General features: G+C 33.0%; 14 protein-coding genes. 8 read left to right on the top strand and 6 right to left on the bottom strand.

Annotated features, from left to right (window positions below; translation table 11 throughout):
* Window positions 1-60 precede the first annotated feature (60 nt).
* The gene (locus ACVC43_RS15895) at window positions 61-540 is read right to left on the bottom strand and encodes a gliding motility lipoprotein GldH (protein WP_452225530.1); all 480 of its coding nucleotides are present in this window, start codon (window positions 538-540) and stop codon (window positions 61-63) included.
* Complete coding sequence (locus ACVC43_RS15890) at window positions 530-1,756, bottom strand: PSP1 domain-containing protein (RefSeq protein WP_452225529.1); 1,227 nt, start codon at window positions 1,754-1,756, stop codon at window positions 530-532. The genes ACVC43_RS15895 and ACVC43_RS15890 overlap by 11 nt, the downstream gene beginning before the upstream one ends.
* Before the next feature lie 320 nt (window positions 1,757-2,076).
* Between ACVC43_RS15890 and ACVC43_RS15885 the strand changes: the two genes are divergently transcribed.
* The gene (locus ACVC43_RS15885; protein WP_452225528.1) at window positions 2,077-3,459 is read left to right on the top strand and encodes a peptidoglycan DD-metalloendopeptidase family protein; all 1,383 of its coding nucleotides are present in this window, start codon (window positions 2,077-2,079) and stop codon (window positions 3,457-3,459) included.
* A gap of 35 nt (window positions 3,460-3,494) precedes the next feature.
* Here the strand turns inward: ACVC43_RS15885 and trhO are convergent, their stop codons facing one another.
* Window positions 3,495-4,562: an oxygen-dependent tRNA uridine(34) hydroxylase TrhO gene (trhO, locus tag ACVC43_RS15880; RefSeq protein ID WP_452225527.1), complete on the bottom strand. Its 1,068-nt coding sequence runs from the start codon at window positions 4,560-4,562 to the stop codon at window positions 3,495-3,497.
* A 621-nt stretch (window positions 4,563-5,183) separates the two neighbouring features.
* On the opposite strand from trhO, the gene recA reads away from it, so the two are divergent.
* From recA to ACVC43_RS15860, 4 genes are all read left to right on the top strand, one after another.
* Entirely contained in the window at window positions 5,184-6,188 is a 1,005-nt protein-coding gene (recA, locus tag ACVC43_RS15875) for a recombinase RecA (protein ID WP_452225526.1), read from the top strand.
* Between the two features lie 115 nt (window positions 6,189-6,303).
* The gene (locus tag ACVC43_RS15870; protein WP_452225525.1) at window positions 6,304-6,711 is read left to right on the top strand and encodes a hypothetical protein; all 408 of its coding nucleotides are present in this window, start codon (window positions 6,304-6,306) and stop codon (window positions 6,709-6,711) included.
* Window positions 6,712-6,729: 18 nt separating this feature from the next.
* Complete coding sequence (locus tag ACVC43_RS15865; protein ID WP_452225524.1) at window positions 6,730-7,275, top strand: RNA polymerase sigma factor; 546 nt, start codon at window positions 6,730-6,732, stop codon at window positions 7,273-7,275.
* Window position 7,276: 1 nt separating this feature from the next.
* Window positions 7,277-8,875: an outer membrane beta-barrel protein gene (locus ACVC43_RS15860; protein ID WP_452225523.1), complete on the top strand. Its 1,599-nt coding sequence runs from the start codon at window positions 7,277-7,279 to the stop codon at window positions 8,873-8,875.
* A gap of 98 nt (window positions 8,876-8,973) precedes the next feature.
* On the opposite strand, the gene ACVC43_RS15855 is transcribed toward ACVC43_RS15860, so the two are convergent.
* Complete coding sequence (locus tag ACVC43_RS15855; protein ID WP_452225522.1) at window positions 8,974-9,723, bottom strand: lysophospholipid acyltransferase family protein; 750 nt, start codon at window positions 9,721-9,723, stop codon at window positions 8,974-8,976.
* A gap of 180 nt (window positions 9,724-9,903) precedes the next feature.
* On the opposite strand from ACVC43_RS15855, the gene trpS reads away from it, so the two are divergent.
* Window positions 9,904-10,872, top strand: a complete 969-nt coding sequence (trpS, locus tag ACVC43_RS15850; protein ID WP_452225521.1) for a tryptophan--tRNA ligase — start codon at window positions 9,904-9,906, stop codon at window positions 10,870-10,872.
* 69 nt (window positions 10,873-10,941) lie between these two features.
* Here trpS and ACVC43_RS15845 read toward each other — a convergent pair whose 3' ends face one another.
* Entirely contained in the window at window positions 10,942-13,047 is a 2,106-nt protein-coding gene (locus ACVC43_RS15845; RefSeq protein WP_452225520.1) for a T9SS type A sorting domain-containing protein, read from the bottom strand.
* A 78-nt stretch (window positions 13,048-13,125) separates the two neighbouring features.
* Window positions 13,126-14,229 carry a DNA-processing protein DprA gene (dprA, locus tag ACVC43_RS15840; RefSeq protein ID WP_452225519.1) on the bottom strand — a complete coding sequence of 368 codons (1,104 nt, stop codon included), beginning with the start codon at window positions 14,227-14,229 and terminating at the stop codon, window positions 13,126-13,128.
* Window positions 14,230-14,332: 103 nt separating this feature from the next.
* On the opposite strand from dprA, the gene ACVC43_RS15835 reads away from it, so the two are divergent.
* Both ACVC43_RS15835 and ACVC43_RS15830 read left to right on the top strand, forming a co-directional pair.
* Window positions 14,333-15,271, top strand: a complete 939-nt coding sequence (locus tag ACVC43_RS15835) for an HU domain-containing protein (RefSeq protein WP_452225518.1) — start codon at window positions 14,333-14,335, stop codon at window positions 15,269-15,271.
* A 111-nt stretch (window positions 15,272-15,382) separates the two neighbouring features.
* The gene (locus ACVC43_RS15830; protein ID WP_452225517.1) at window positions 15,383-15,892 is read left to right on the top strand and encodes an acyl-CoA thioesterase; all 510 of its coding nucleotides are present in this window, start codon (window positions 15,383-15,385) and stop codon (window positions 15,890-15,892) included.
* Window positions 15,893-15,896 lie beyond the last annotated feature (4 nt).

Genomic DNA, 15,896 nt, shown 5'->3' with positions numbered 1-15,896 from the left:
CAAACTAATATATTACTTAAAAAACCATCTTGGTTTAAAACCATTTTGGCTATAAAAATTTTATTCTGTTTTTTCGATTCTAAAACCAACATCTGTTATGCCTTCTAAATTTGCAACGCCGTTAACTTCGCCGTTTTCACGCATAGCATGTTGGATATTTACTGTGTATTCTCCACTTTCATTAAACACAACGCCTTCTTTATACCACAATTTATTTTCTTTAATACTCGACATTCCCGTGCCTAAAAACTCTCCATTTGGCTTTGTCATCTTATACTCTAAAGTATCTACAATGTTTTTTCCGTGAGGAAAATTCATTTCAACAATTAAAAATAAATTGCTGTATTTATAAGCATTGGTGTTACGTAAATTAACAAATAAATTATACGGGTTTATTGAATCTGGCGGATTAACTTTAAAACTCACCACTTTGTCTTTATTCCACACTTCTGGAATACTTTCGTACTCATCGAACACTCTTTTAGAGTCACAAGACATTAAAATAATACCTAATAAAATATAAAACAACTTACTTTGCATTATTTGCTTTGTTTTGAGGCTTATTGGGTGACTTAGCGCGTGGTTTATTTTGTTTTTTATTTTGAGGCTTGTTTTTATTTTTATTACGATTACGATTCTTATTATTTCTACGTTTTTTATTGCCTTTTGGACTATCGAATCGTGTTAAACTATCTTGCCCAACAACGTTTTCGAACTCTACTTTGGTCTCTTCAATTAAATCTGAAGCATATTCCTCTAAACTCGCTACTTTTTCTTTTTTCTTATTTAATTCTATAATTTCTCTGGCTTGATCTGTTGTTATTTTATGCCAATTCATCCACTCACCTTCGTAAGCATACCACATGTGACCTTGGAAAATATCGGTTTTTTGGCAAACAGCTGTGCCTTTTTCTGTATATAATTTGGTGTCTGTTTTCGGGAAGGCCTTAAGGGCATCTTGATACGAATCTAATTCGTAATTTAAACAGCATTTTAACTTACCACACTGTCCAGCGAGCTTTTGTGGATTTAAAGATAATTGCTGGTAGCGTGCAGCACTTGTACTTACAGACCTAAAATCTGTTAACCAAGTAGAGCAGCACAACTCGCGGCCACAAGAGCCTATGCCTCCAAGCCTTGAGGCTTCTTGCCTAAAGCCAACCTGTTTCATTTCTATTCGCGTTCTAAACTCGCGTGCAAATACTTTTATTAATTCTCTAAAATCTACACGTTCTTCGGCTGTGTAATAGAATGTTGCTTTACTTCCATCGCCTTGAAATTCGATGTCTGAAATCTTCATTTGAAGCTTTAAATCGATAGCAAATTGCCTCGCACGAACCTTCATGGGTTCTTCTCTATCGCGTGCATCGCTCCATATGTCTATATCTTTTTGTGATGCTTTTCTATATATTTTTAATACTTCTTCTGGCTTTTCATTAATTTTTTTGCGCTTCATTTGTACGCGAACCAATTCACCAGTCAAGGTAACCATTCCAATATCATGTCCTGATTGTGCCTGAGTAGCTACAATATCTCCTATCGATAAGGATAGGTTTTCGGTATTTTTATAGTAGTGTTTTCTTCCGTTTTTAAAACGAACTTCAACAAAATCGAAAGGTTTTTCTCCGTTGGGAACAGACATATTTGCTAACCAATCAAAAACGGTTAGTTTGTTACAACTGTCTGTACCACAAGTACCATTATTTTTGCAGCCTTTAGGTTGGCCGTCTTTAGTTGAGCAACTTGCACAAGCCATATATTATGTAGATATATTGATTCTGAATATGTGTAGGTTACTTTAAGCACCTGTATAATACCAGAAGACGATTAATATTATTCTATTTTAATTAAAGTATTTAACTTTAATCTTCTATAAAATCTAACGGTAAAGATAAGATTATTATTATGACTAATAAAATATAAATTTTTTAAGACTTTGGTCTGGCTGTAAATAAAATTAGAATTTATTGTATTTAAATTTACAAAACTGTGAATCAACACTTTAAACTAAAAATATTTTAAAATATTAAAAAGATTTAATTAATTTTGAAACATTGTCTATTAACTCTTTTTATCATGAAAAAAACGTATTACTTTTTTGGTTTGCTACTATTTATTTGTTGTTTAGGTTATACTCAAACACCTAATGTAAAAGTTAGTGGTGGTGATTACACATTTAATGCAGCAAAAACAAACTGTTTAACAAAAGCGCAGCGCAATAGCATAATTTCAGAACTAAAATTAAGTCATAATAAACTCAAGGCTGAAAATAAATTAGCTTACCAAGGACAAAAAATTCCTAACCCATTATTTATTTGGCCTGTTCAAAAATCAGCAACAAATCCGTTTAATGATGTATGGTCTATTTCTGGTTATGCAGACCACAATGTTGGCTTTGGCGGCCAGTTACAAGATTATGATTGCGGAACAAAAACATACGACACCTCAAACTATAATCATCAAGGTGTTGATATTTTTACATGGCCTTTTCCTTGGAAAATGATGGATGATGACACAGTAGAAATTTTGGCAGCTTCTAATGGACAAATAATTGCTAAAAACGATGGTGAATTTGATAGAAGTTGCAATTTTAATAGTAATATCTGGAATGCTGTTTACATACAACATAACGATGGAAGTGTGGCTTGGTATGGACATTTAAAAAATGGCTCTATTACCACAAAAAATGTTGGAGATATGGTAACTCAAGGCGAATATTTGGGTATTGTTGGGAGTTCTGGCAATTCTACAGGACCGCATTTACATTTCGAAATATGGGAAGATGCTACATACACCAACTTAATAGATCCTTATGCTGGTCCATGTAATAATTGGAATACACAGTCTTGGTGGCAGAACCAAAAACCGTATAGTAATCCTGGATTAAATGCTGTTTTAACTGGTACCGCAGACCCAAACTTTGGTACCTGTCCAACAACAGAAATCACAAATGAGTCCGCAACATTTTCTATTAACGAAGAAATTTATTTTACTATTTACCTACGAGATCAATATCCGGGTTCTTCGGTTAATTTAAGAGTTATAAAGCCCGACAATACAGATTTGTATAATTGGAATCATAATTTAAACGACAACTATCAAGCTTCTTGGTGGCGATGGAATTTTCCTGTTACAGAATCTGGGAATTGGAAATGGCAAGCAACATACGAAGGGCAAACAGTTACCCAGGATTTTTTTGTTGGCACATTGTCTACAGAAGATTTTAATTTTGAAAATATTAGCATTTACCCAAATCCTGTTAAAGATGAATTGTTTTTAAAAGCTAAGATTAATATTACCAAGGCAGTAATTACAGATGTATTAGGAAAAATTATTGTTGAACTTAATAGTAAAGCTATTACCACAATAAATACGCAATCGCTTTCACATGGTCTCTATTTTATAACTTTAACGAATGCACATAATCAATTAAAAACGATTAAAATAATTAAGGAATAGCAAAAAAAATCCCGAAGCAGTGCTTCGGGATTTTATTATTTCTGTTTAAGTGTTTCGAAAATATTTCTTAAATCTTTTTTATAAGGTAAATGGTCTGCTCTTCCTTTTTTAAATATATCGTTGCTATTAGCCTGTCCTTTTCGTAATTCCTTTTGTTCTTCGTAGGGTAAAGCATGAATTTCTTTACAATTTGTAGAACAACAGTTATTCATTTCTTCTTTACAAGCATCGCATTGTAAAAAAAGAAGATGGCAAGCATCGTTTGCACAATTTGTGTGCACATCGAAAGGGTTACCACATTGGTGGCATTTAGCAATAATATCCTCACTTATTTTTTCGGCACGTCTGTCGTCAAAAACAAAATTTTTGCCAATAAATTTGTTTTCAATGCCTTCTTCGTTTACTTGTCTGGCATACTCTATAATGCCGCCTTCAAGCTGATAAACGTTTTTAAAACCTTTGTGTTTATAGTATGCGCTGGCTTTTTCACAACGTATTCCTCCTGTACAATACATTAAAAGGTTTTTATCTTCTTTATGCGCGCTTAAATCTGCTTCAATAATATCTAAGCTTTCACGAAAAGTGTCCACATCTGGCGTTACTGCGCCATCAAAGTGTCCTATTTCACTCTCGTAGTGGTTGCGCATATCTACACAAACAGTGTTTGGGTTATCGAGCATAGCATTAAAATCTTTTGCTGAAAGGTGAACACCTTTGTTGGTAACATCGAAGGTATGATCGTTTAAGCCATCGGCTACAATTTTATCCCTTACCTTTATTTTGAGCTTTAAAAAAGACATGTTATCGTGTTCGACTGCGATATTTAAACGAATTCCATTTAAAAAATCAATACTGTCTAAATGTGTTTTAAAAGCTTCAAAATGGTCTGCAGGTAAAGATAATTGTGCATTTATGCCTTCGTGTGCAACATAAATACGTCCTAAAACGTCTAAACTATTCCATTTAACAAATAAATTGTCGCGTAATTGTTGTGGATTGCCAATTTGAGCGTAGGCATAAAACGATAATGTTAAACGGTCTTTTCCTGCTTTTTCTATAAGCTCTGCTCTTTCTTTGGCGCTTAATTTGTTGTACAGTTGCATGCTATACTAAGTTTTTAAGGTTAAAGAATATAGTATTCACTTCCTTACGGAAGCAATAGATTTAAGTGCAAAGGTATTGATTTAGTTGGATTTGGCAAGTAACTTTTACAAGGAGCACTAAAACACTCTCAAAATATATTCATTTTAAAAACATGCTATCTAAATGAGGGTATAATATTAAATACCAATCGCTTTATAAAATCCAAATTTAAAATTGGGATGTTTTTATAAAATCTTCATTTCTCTTAAATTTATAAAAACAAAAAAAAGTCCGTTGTTTGCGCAACGGACTTTTAATAGACTAACTCGTTATTAATTGTTTTTTATTTCTAAAAACAAAAACGAGCTAACCTCCATCGGCTTTACAGCTGCTGTTTACTAAAACGGCTACTGAAACACCTAATGTTTTTGATGTTAATACTTTTTTTAAATACCTCATGCTATTATCACTTAAAAATTAAACATGAATTTTTAAAAATGCGGCTAATTTTTCTTTTTCACAGCTAAATCTTTCCCGCTTTTATTAGTAGATGCAAAAAGTTTAAAAAGGTTGCGTGAGAAATTAAATAAAAGATTAAAAAAATAGTATTTTAGCACGACAAACAGTTAAAAAAAGAAAAAATGAGCAATGAAAAAGACGCAAAACTAAAGGCATTAAAGCTAACATTAGATAAATTAGATAAAGCATACGGAAAAGGAACGGTAATGAAAATGAGCGACGCTGCAGTTGTAGATGTTGATGCTATTCCGTCTGGTTCGTTAGGTTTAGATATTGCATTAGGTGTTGGTGGTTATCCAAGAGGTAGAGTAATCGAAATATATGGCCCTGAATCTTCAGGTAAGACAACATTAACTTTACACGCTATCGCCGAAGCGCAAAAAGCAGGAGGAATTGCTGCCTTTATTGATGCAGAACACGCTTTCGACCGTTTTTATGCAGAAAAATTGGGTGTTGATATAGATAACCTAATCATTTCTCAGCCAGACAATGGAGAACAGGCTTTAGAAATTACAGATAATTTAATTCGCTCTGGTGCTATTGATATTGTAGTTATCGATTCGGTTGCCGCTTTAACACCTAAAAGTGAAATTGAAGGCGAAATGGGAGATAGTAAAATGGGTTTACATGCACGTTTAATGTCTCAGGCTTTAAGAAAGCTTACAGCCTCTATTAGTAAAACTAACTGTACCGTAATATTTATTAATCAATTACGTGAGAAAATTGGAGTAATGTTTGGAAATCCAGAAACTACAACTGGTGGTAATGCTCTTAAATTTTATGCTTCTGTACGTTTAGATATTAGACGTTCTACACAAATTAAAAGTACAGATGGTGTAGTTATGGGTAACAAAACCAGAGTGAAAGTGGTTAAAAATAAAGTGGCACCTCCATTTAAATTGGCCGAATTCGATATCATGTATGGAGAAGGTGTTAGTAAGGTAGGAGAGATTTTAGATGTGGCAGTAGAAAAAGAAATTATAAAAAAAGCAGGTTCTTGGTTTAGTTATGATGATACTAAATTAGGGCAAGGACGAGACGCTGTAAAAGCTATTATTAAAGACAATCCAGAATTGTTTGATGAGCTTGAACAAAAAATAAAGAAAGCCATTAAAGACGATAAGTAAAATTATATAAATAGAAAATCCCGAAAAAATCGGGATTTTTTTATTTTTAGACGCAACCTTTTAAAGATGTCTGCATCTTCTAATAGAATACACGTATGGAAAAATAAAAATGAAAATGAAAAAGCTCCTTATTTTAATTATTGGTTTAGTAACATTCTCTTGTAGTTTAAGTGACGATTCTCCCACAGATTATCAGGAATTATTACCTGTTGAAGAAGCGGTATTGCCTGAAGAGTTTGTATTAAACGAAACTTACGAAATTACTCTGGTTTATTTAAGACCAACAACTTGTCATGCTTTTAGCGATATTTATTATCTCAAGGAAAATAATGAAAGAACAGTTGCTGTAATTAGTACAGTCTTTCAAAGTAATGGCAATTGTACAGCATTAGGTACAGAGCTTGAAGCAACTTTTAATTTTAAGGCTACCCAAACTGGGTCTTATGTTTTTAAATTTTGGCAAGGAGAAGACGATAACGGAGAGGACACGTACTTAACTGTAGAAGTTCCCGTAGTAGAATAATTAATACATGTATTTAATTTGAGTTTAGATCAACTCATACATAAATGTAAAATTAATGATACTAAAGCACAAGGCGAACTATATAAGCTCTTTTCGAGTAAATTGTTTTCAGTATGCTTAAAGTATTCAAGAAATTATGTCGAAGCGGAAGACAATCTGCAAGACGCTTTTGTTACTATTTTTAATAAGATAGAGCAATATAAAAATAAAGGTTCTTTTGAAGGCTGGCTAAAACGAATTACTATAAATACTGCTTTGCAGCGTTATAGAACTCAAGGCGTTTTCGATATTGTAAATGACGATTTAATAGAAGAAGAAGCAGTTACAATAGATGATGATGATTCTATTTCTATAGATTATCTGTTAAAAATCATTCAAGAATTGCCAGACCGTTATCGTTTAGTATTTAACCTTTATGTAATGGATGGTTATTCTCATCAAGACATAGCCAACATGATAAACGTATCAACAGGAACCTCAAAATCTAATCTTGCACGCGCCAGACAGATTTTAAAAGATAAAATAACAGACTATAAAAAGGGCTTAAATTCCCAATCTTTATAAGATGAGTGAAAAAAAACATATAGATAGACTTTTTCAAGAAAAGTTTAAGGATTTTGAAGCAAAACCAAGCGATAGTGTTTGGGCTGGTATTCAAAGTAAAATAAAACAACCTGAAGAAAAGACCAAATCTGGCGCGCCAATATGGTTGCGTTATGCAGGAATAGCTGCTGCTTTACTGTTACTAATTACAGTTGGAAATGTAGTGTTCAATTCTCAAGATACCCAAAGGAATACTAACGATACCATAGTAGATACTAATACTAAAAATAATACAAAGACAGCACCTTCTAAAAATGATAATAACAATAACGACGATGCTTTAAACGGAACCGTTACAACTTCAGAAGATGAAAACAATAGCTTCAAAAATAAAAGCGAAGCATCAACAAATGAACCCTTGGTAAATGTCAAAAATGATTTAGCAAATGATTCTGAAACTAACAATTCAGCGCAACCGCTCCATAACAACAATGCACCGTATTTAAATACTCAAAATTCAGAAAACCAAAAAGCATCTAATACCTCTAAAAATACTGTAAACCGTTACGCTTCTACTAAAACAAACAGTACTGCAATTGGCATAAATAATAAAGCAGATTCAAATTCGCAAAACCAAGCGTCATCACCCATAAAAAATAATACAGCAGATAATTCAACCATTGCGTCGAACACTACAAATAAAAAAGAATCGAATGGTAACACGCAACAAAACAATTTAAATAAGAACACGGCAACTCCCAATACAACAGTTGCAACAACAGATAATGAAAAAGAAGAAGAAAAAATGATGGAACCAGACAGCGCAAACTCGTCTAACACCATCGAAGAGGCTCTTGCCAAGATTGAAGATTTTGATGAAAAAGAAGAGGAAGAAAACGTAAACAGGTGGTCGGTTAGCGCAAATGCCGCACCTGTTTACTATAATACTCTTGGCAAAGGTTCTCACATTCACGATCAATTTATAAACAATCCTAAAAACGGAGAAATTAATACCAGTTATGGTGTTAATGTTGGCTATGCTTTAAACGATAAATTAAAACTTCGTTCTGGAATTAATAAATTAAATTTAAGTTACGATACTGCAAACGTAATTATTTACGAAAGTGTTGCTAACACTCCAAGCAGTTCGCCATTACGTAATATTAACTTTGTCCCAACCAATCAAGGCGAAAATATTGCTGTTTTGAGCGCTAATAATTTATCTGTACAACAAATTAGCGGTGTTGTTAACGACAATTTAAATGCGGCTTTAAGTCAGCGGTTAAGTTATATGGAAGTGCCTTTAGAATTAGAATATGCTGTCTCAAACAAGCGTTTTGGAGTTAATGTAATTGGCGGTTTTAGTACTTTTATTTTAAATGATAACGAGGTTGTAACAGAAGTAGAAAATAGAAAAACAAAAATTGGTGAGGCTAATAATATTAATAATGTAAGTTTTAGTGCTAATGCTGGAATTGGTATAGATTATAAATTTAGCAAAGCGCTTAAATTTAATTTAGAACCTACTTTCAAGTATCAAATTAATGCTTACAGTGAAACCTCAGGCGATTTTAAACCATACATTATTGGAGTTTATACTGGTTTTAGTTATAAATTTTAAGTTTTAAGTTTTTTAGTTGGTTAGACTTTTACTAAGTATCTCAACACATTGAGAACTCCAATAATTTTAAGCTGCTCTGTGCCAAGGGCAGCTTTTTTTTATAGTTTTTTCTTAGACTGAAACGCCAAAAGCTGATTATAAATAACAGCCTTAGACTGTGCATTAACTTGAGCAGTATCTTTAGTATTTAAGTTTTTTGTTTCTATAAATTTATGAATTTTTACCCTCATTTTTCCTGGACCTCCACTAAAAAAAGTGTAAGAAAAACGTTCTTTATTATCTGCAAAAGTTATAGGAACAATTGGTATTTGGTGATTAATAGCCAACCGGAAAGCACCATCCTTAAACTCAGCAAGCACGATATCCTCCTCTGGCACTAAACCTTCTGGGAAAATACAAATACTCAAGCCTTGTTTTAAACGTCTTTGTGCTCTTAAAAAAACGGCTTGTCTGCTTTTTTGACTATTTCTATCTACCAATATACACGTACGTTTATAGAAAAATCCAAACAATGGAATTTTAGCTAACTCGGCTTTACCAACAAAAACAAACGGGTTTTTAACCGTAACCAACATGAGCATAATATCTGCCATAGAAGTATGGTTGGCAACAAACATATAACTCTTATTTTTATCTGGAGTTTCCTCTCTTATAATTTTGGTTATAAAACCCATTCCTATTAAAATAAATCTTGCCCATATACGCGCTAGCTTAAAAAAATAAGGATACCAGGATTCTTTTAAAATTGATAAAACCAAAAATGGAAATAGAATAATAATTGGCAGTGCAACTAAAATATAAAACCAAACTCTATATAAAATCCAGAAAATGTATTTAAATACAATCATAAGCGCCAAAAATACATAATTGTTTTGAGCTATTTTAATTGAAAAAAAATACCTTTGCTTACCGAATAAAATTTTAGTTTAATAAAACGAGTTTTTGGCTTAATATATTTAGTTAAAACTCTAAAACGCAAATCTATTTAGCGTTATTAAAAAGAGATACCTGCATTCGCAGGTAATGTTATGGCAAGAATATTAACAGGAATACAAAGTACAGGCACACCACATTTAGGAAATATATTAGGCGCATTAATGCCCGCAATGGCTTTAGCAAACAATTCTGCAAACGAATCCTTTTTGTTTATTGCAGACATGCATTCGCTAACCCAAATTAAAGATGCTAACACACTCAAAAATAACACGTATTCTACTGCAGCTACCTGGTTGGCGTTTGGCTTAGATATAGAAAAAACAGTGTTTTACAGACAGAGCGATGTACCGCAAGTAACCGAATTGTCTTGGTACTTAAGTTGTTTCTTTCCATATCAACGCTTAACCTTAGCGCATAGTTTTAAAGATAAAGCAGATAGATTGGAAGATGTAAACTCAGGCCTGTTTACGTACCCAATGCTTATGGCTGCAGACATTTTATTGTATGATGCCGAAATAATTCCTGTTGGTAAAGACCAATTACAACATATAGAAATGACACGTGATGTTGCCTCGCGTTTTCATGCAAAAATGGGTGAAACCTTTGTATTGCCAGAAGGGAAAATACAAGAAAACACCAAACTTGTTCCTGGAACCGATGGCGCTAAAATGAGTAAAAGTAAAGGGAATATTATCAACATTTTTTTACCAGAAAAGAAACTGCGTAAACAAATTATGAGTATTGAAACGGATAGTACGCCACTTGAAGACCCAAAAGACTGGGCGTCTTGTAATTGCTTTGCTATTTATAGTTTATTAGCTTCTGAAGCCGAAATAACAAGCATGAAAGCTAACTACGAAAATGGTAATTATGGTTATGGTCATGCCAAACAAGCCTTGTTTGAATTGATTTTAAAAACATTTGAAACACCTCGTGAACGTTATGATTTTTATATGAATAACCTTGACAAAGTTGATGAAGCTTTAGCTAAAGGTGCTGAAAAAGCAAAGCTGGTTGCTGATAGTGTTTTAAAGCGTGTTCGCAAGAAAGTAGGATACTAAATGTATAAATTAACAAAAAAACTGAATGCTATTAGTATTCAGTTTTTTTGTTAAATATCGGCTACTAACTTACTTCACCATCACTTTTTGTTTCACTGTTTTACCATCAAATTCCGATTGTAAAATATACATGCCTTGTGGTATTCCGCTTAAATCTAACTGGTAATTAGATTGTTTAAATTTACCATCTTTAGTGACTTCTTTTACTTTTTGTCCGTTAACAGCATAAACCGTAAAACGAACAGGTTTAGAGGTTTCTGTGTTAAGACTAACGTTAAGTATTGGCTCTGTTTGAGACACTGGGTTTGGATACACTTTTAGTCTATCTATAGTATCATTTTGTTCTTTAACAATATTATTCGTTTCGTTAATAACTCTATCAGACGATACCGTTACCACAACTGGATCACTTTGTATTATTAATCCAGATATTGCTGGATTACTTGTTGCACAAGAATAGGTTCCACTTGAAGTGGCAACATAAGGATTTCCTGTTCCAGAAGGCGACCAATTATAGTCTGTAGCACCTCCAACACTTACAGAAACAGTATTACCCGAAACCTGAGTTGGTACATTTCGCTGTGGCGCGTAATAAAAGTTAGTTGTATTAAAAATGCTGGTGTATGGCATAAGATCATTAAAATGTAAGTTATTGTTTCTCACATCTATGTGTGTCAAATAACTGTCAACATCCGCAAAATTAGTAGGTAGGGTCAAGTTTTCGTACAAATTATTTCTGGCATAGCACAATCTTAAATTTGACATTGTAGATAAATCTAAATCTCCTATAATATTATTATCCTGAACAATAAAGTAATACATATTGCTATACGTTCCAGACATAATTAATTCGTTTAGCCCTAGACCCTGAACTCTAAAATCCAATAATTCTCTCATAAGAGAAATATCCATGGTCTTTCCAGGTGTAATTGGGTTGTTATATAAATATAGACGTCTTAACTCTGGGTTATTACCTACGCTAAAATCTGTAAATAAATTATTGTGAGCATAAGCTAACGATACGATTGGCATATTAGAAATATCGAATGTTCCAGAAATTTGATTATTATGAATCATAAAATATCTCATATTATCATAATTTCCAGCAACAGTAAGATTCGATATTCCTAAGCTTTGAATTCTAAAATCTAATAAATCACGCATTGTGGATATGTCTAAAGATTTTCCAGGTGTAATTGGGTTATTATACATATAAAAGCGCTGCAGCTTTGCTCCAATTCCCATATTAAAATCTGTAAATTGATTGTTATGAGCATAGACCGTGATAATGTTAGGCATTGCAGACATATCTAAAGTTCCGGTAATCTCATTATCTTGAATTATTAAATATCTTAAATTATTATAATCTCCAGACATAATTAATTGGCTTAAACCTATTCCAACAGCTCTAAAATCTATGAGTTCTCGCATTGCAGAAAGATTAATAATTTTACCAGGAGTAATTGGGTTATTAGAAATATTAACTCTTTGTATGACGTCGTTTGCACTAATTTCAATATCGTTAAAGTTATTATTTTGCGCTCCAAGTGTAACCAAGGAGGTCATTAATGACGTATCTAATACACCCGAAATATTATTAACATTTAAGTGTAAATATTTAAGCCCTGTTAAATTACTAAATGAAGCAGGTAATGTTCCATTTAAATTATTGTCTTGTAAATTGAGTTTTGTTACCCTACAATTTGTAACCGTTACACCTTCCCATGTTTCTATGGGTCCTGTTAGCCAATTCGCATTATTTGTCCATGCAGGTCCGTTTGTGCTATTGTATAAATCTATTAGAGCTTCACGATCAGTGTCGTACGCGCTAATGGTATTTTCAAGTATTGATAAATTTACTGCATTGATTAAAGTTGTACCATCAACGCTAACGGTATATTCTCCAACATCTATATCGTCGAAATTATTAATTATTAAGTGTTGCGTGTTAGCTCCAGAGATATTAACACCGTCCTTAATCCATTGATAACTTAATCCTGTAACAGGAGAAGTGAGTGTGGCAGCTGTGCCTTTAATAATTGTAGCACTCGATATGGCTTGAGCTTGAACACCTATATTTGGAGCATTAGGATCGCACTGCGAATAACTGCTGGTTTGAATGCTTAATATAATTAGTAAGAATGCAAATTTAAGTTTGAAAAATAGCTGTTTCATGACATTAAGTTTTAAGATTAACTATTCTCTTAATGTATTTTGCTATTATAAGGTTAACACAACCTGTTTAAGTATGTACTAAATAACCTCAAACAATTTTCCTGGTAAAGGTCTTACAACTCCTTTTAATTCCATATTTAATAAAACACCAGCAACTTTAAAAGTTGGCATATTACAGTTTAAGGCTATAACATCCAGTAATTGTTTATCATTATCTTTTAAATAATTATAAATTACTTTTTCGTTGTCGTCAAGCTCTACAAATAATTGTTTTTGCACGGCTGGTTTCTGGTCATCTTCCAATTGCCAATTCAATAAATACGGCACATCTAAAGGTGTGGAAAGTAAATGTGCCTGCTGCTGTTTTATAAGGTTATTGCAGCCTACACTTTGCGAATCTGTCGTGCGGCCTGGCACGGCAAACACGTCGCGATTATAAGAATTAGCAATATCTGCCGTTACTAAACTGCCTCCTTTTTCGGCACTTTCAATAACTATAGTTGCTTCACTAATACCTGCAATTATTCTATTACGTTTTAAAAAATTATTTCGATTAAAAGCATCGGTACTCCAAAAATCGGTATAAAAACCACCATTGTTTTCTACCTCAGCCATGTATTTTTTATGTGTTTTGGGATAAATCTGATTTAAGCCATGCGCTAAACAACCTACTGTTTGTAAATTGTGTTTAATCGCTGCCTTTTGTGCAGTAATATCTGTACCATAAGCGAAACCAGACACAACTACCGGATTATAAATGGCAAGTTCTTCAACTAATTTTTCGCAAAATGCAATACCAGAAGTAGTTATTTTTCGTGCACCAACAATACTAATAATATGTTTTTTGTTAAGGTTTATATTTCCTGCTTCAAATAACAAGATAGGACTGTCTATACAATGTTTTAATTTTTCAGGATAAGTTTCAGAATTAAAATAATGGGTTTTTATGCCTTCAGCTTTAATAAATTTTAGTTCGTTTTCTGCAGCTTCGAGGTGGTTTTGTTTGTATAAATCTGAAATATTAACCGTTCCAATCCCATCAATTTTTAATAAATTTTGCTTTTTTTCTTTTAATACAGCTTCCGCAGAACCACAATGTGCAATTAGTTTTTTAGCGGTTACATCGCCAATTTTTACAACATTTTGGAGCGCCAAGGTATAAAGCAAATCGTTTTCACTCATTTTATAATATTGATTTTGAGACTACAATAAAAGAATTTTCACGCTTTTAATAATTAACAAAGTCTATCTTTTATTTTTAAATAAAAAGGTTAACTTTGTTTTTATGCAATTAGAAACTTACATAAGCGATTTATTATACCGTTACGAATGTGTTACTGTGCCTGAGTTTGGTGCTTTTTTATCACAACGTGTTCCGGCAGTTTTGCACGAATCTACCAATGCGTTTTATCCGCCAAAAAAGAAATTATCTTTTAATGAGCAAATACAAACTAACGATGGTTTACTAGCACATTATGTAGCTGATGTGGAAAAGATTCCTTTTGAAGCTGCCACAAGAAAAATTGCCAAACGTGTAAAATCATTAAAATCTTATCTAACAGAAGGCGAAACATTGTCTTTTGAAAATATTGGTGAACTTAAATTAAACAACGAAGGTAAGATTGAGTTTAACCCGAGCTATAATTTAAATTATTTAACGGACGCTTTTGGGCTTTCTCAACTGGTTTCACCTACTGTAACCCGAGAGGTTTACAAAGAAGAAGTAGAAGCTATTGAAAAAGTGATACCATTAACGGTTACGCCAGAAAAACGTAAAGCAAGACCTTATTTAAAATACGCTGCAGTTGCATTAATAGCATTAACTTTAGGTGGCTTGGTTTCTGGTAATTATTATGTTAATGAGATAAACGCGCAAAACCAGATTGCACAAGAAGAAGCAAATAAGCAGTTAGAAAACCAAATACAAGAAGCTACTTTTGTTATAAGCAACCCTTTACCTGCAGCAACTTTAAATGTTAGTAAACAATCTGGAAATTACCACATTGTTGCAGGAGCTTTTAGAGTAGAGAGTAATTGTGATAAAAAAGTAGCTCAATTACAAGAGCAAGGTTTTAAAGCCAGAAAAATTGGTATTAATAAATATGGTTTACATCAAGTAGCTTATGCAAGTTTTAATGATAGAAACGAAGCGCTTCGTGAGTTAAAAACCATACGTGACACTAACAATGACGCAGCTTGGTTGTTGGTTAAAGCCTTAGATTAATATTTCTGTTAATTTCCACTAAAATTTAGGGCTGAAAAATTCTAAATCAGCTTACCTTTGCATCTTACAAATTTTTCCTATTTACCGGAACAATAAACTATTTTTTTTTCGATGGAAGCAAAAGCAGCAAAACACTCAAGGACCATAATGACAGATATGGTTTTACCTGGTGAAACCAATCCAATTAATAATCTTTTTGGTGGTGAATTACTTGCCAGAATGGATCGTGCTGCTGGTATAAGTGCACGTCGTCATTCGCGACGCATCGTGGTAACCGCTTCTGTAAATCATGTCGCGTTTAATCGTGCGATTCCACTTGGTAGTGTGGTAACGGTAGATGCTAAGGTTTCTCGTGCTTTTAAAAGCTCTATGGAAATATACATAGATGTTTGGATAGAAGACCGAGAATCTGGAGTAAAAGCTAAAGCTAATGAAGCTATTTATACCTTTGTTGCTGTGGATGAAACGGGAAGACCTGTTCCTGTTCCAGAGTTAATTCCGGAAACGAAAATAGAAATAGAACGTTTTGAAGGCGCCCTAAGACGTAAACAACTAAGTTTAGTACTTGCTGGTAAAATGAAACCAAATGATGCCACCGAATTAAAAGCACTTTTCGAGTAGCAGA

Source organism: Lacinutrix chionoecetis (genome assembly GCF_053604665.1).
This window is presented reverse-complemented; position numbering and strand designations above follow the sequence as displayed.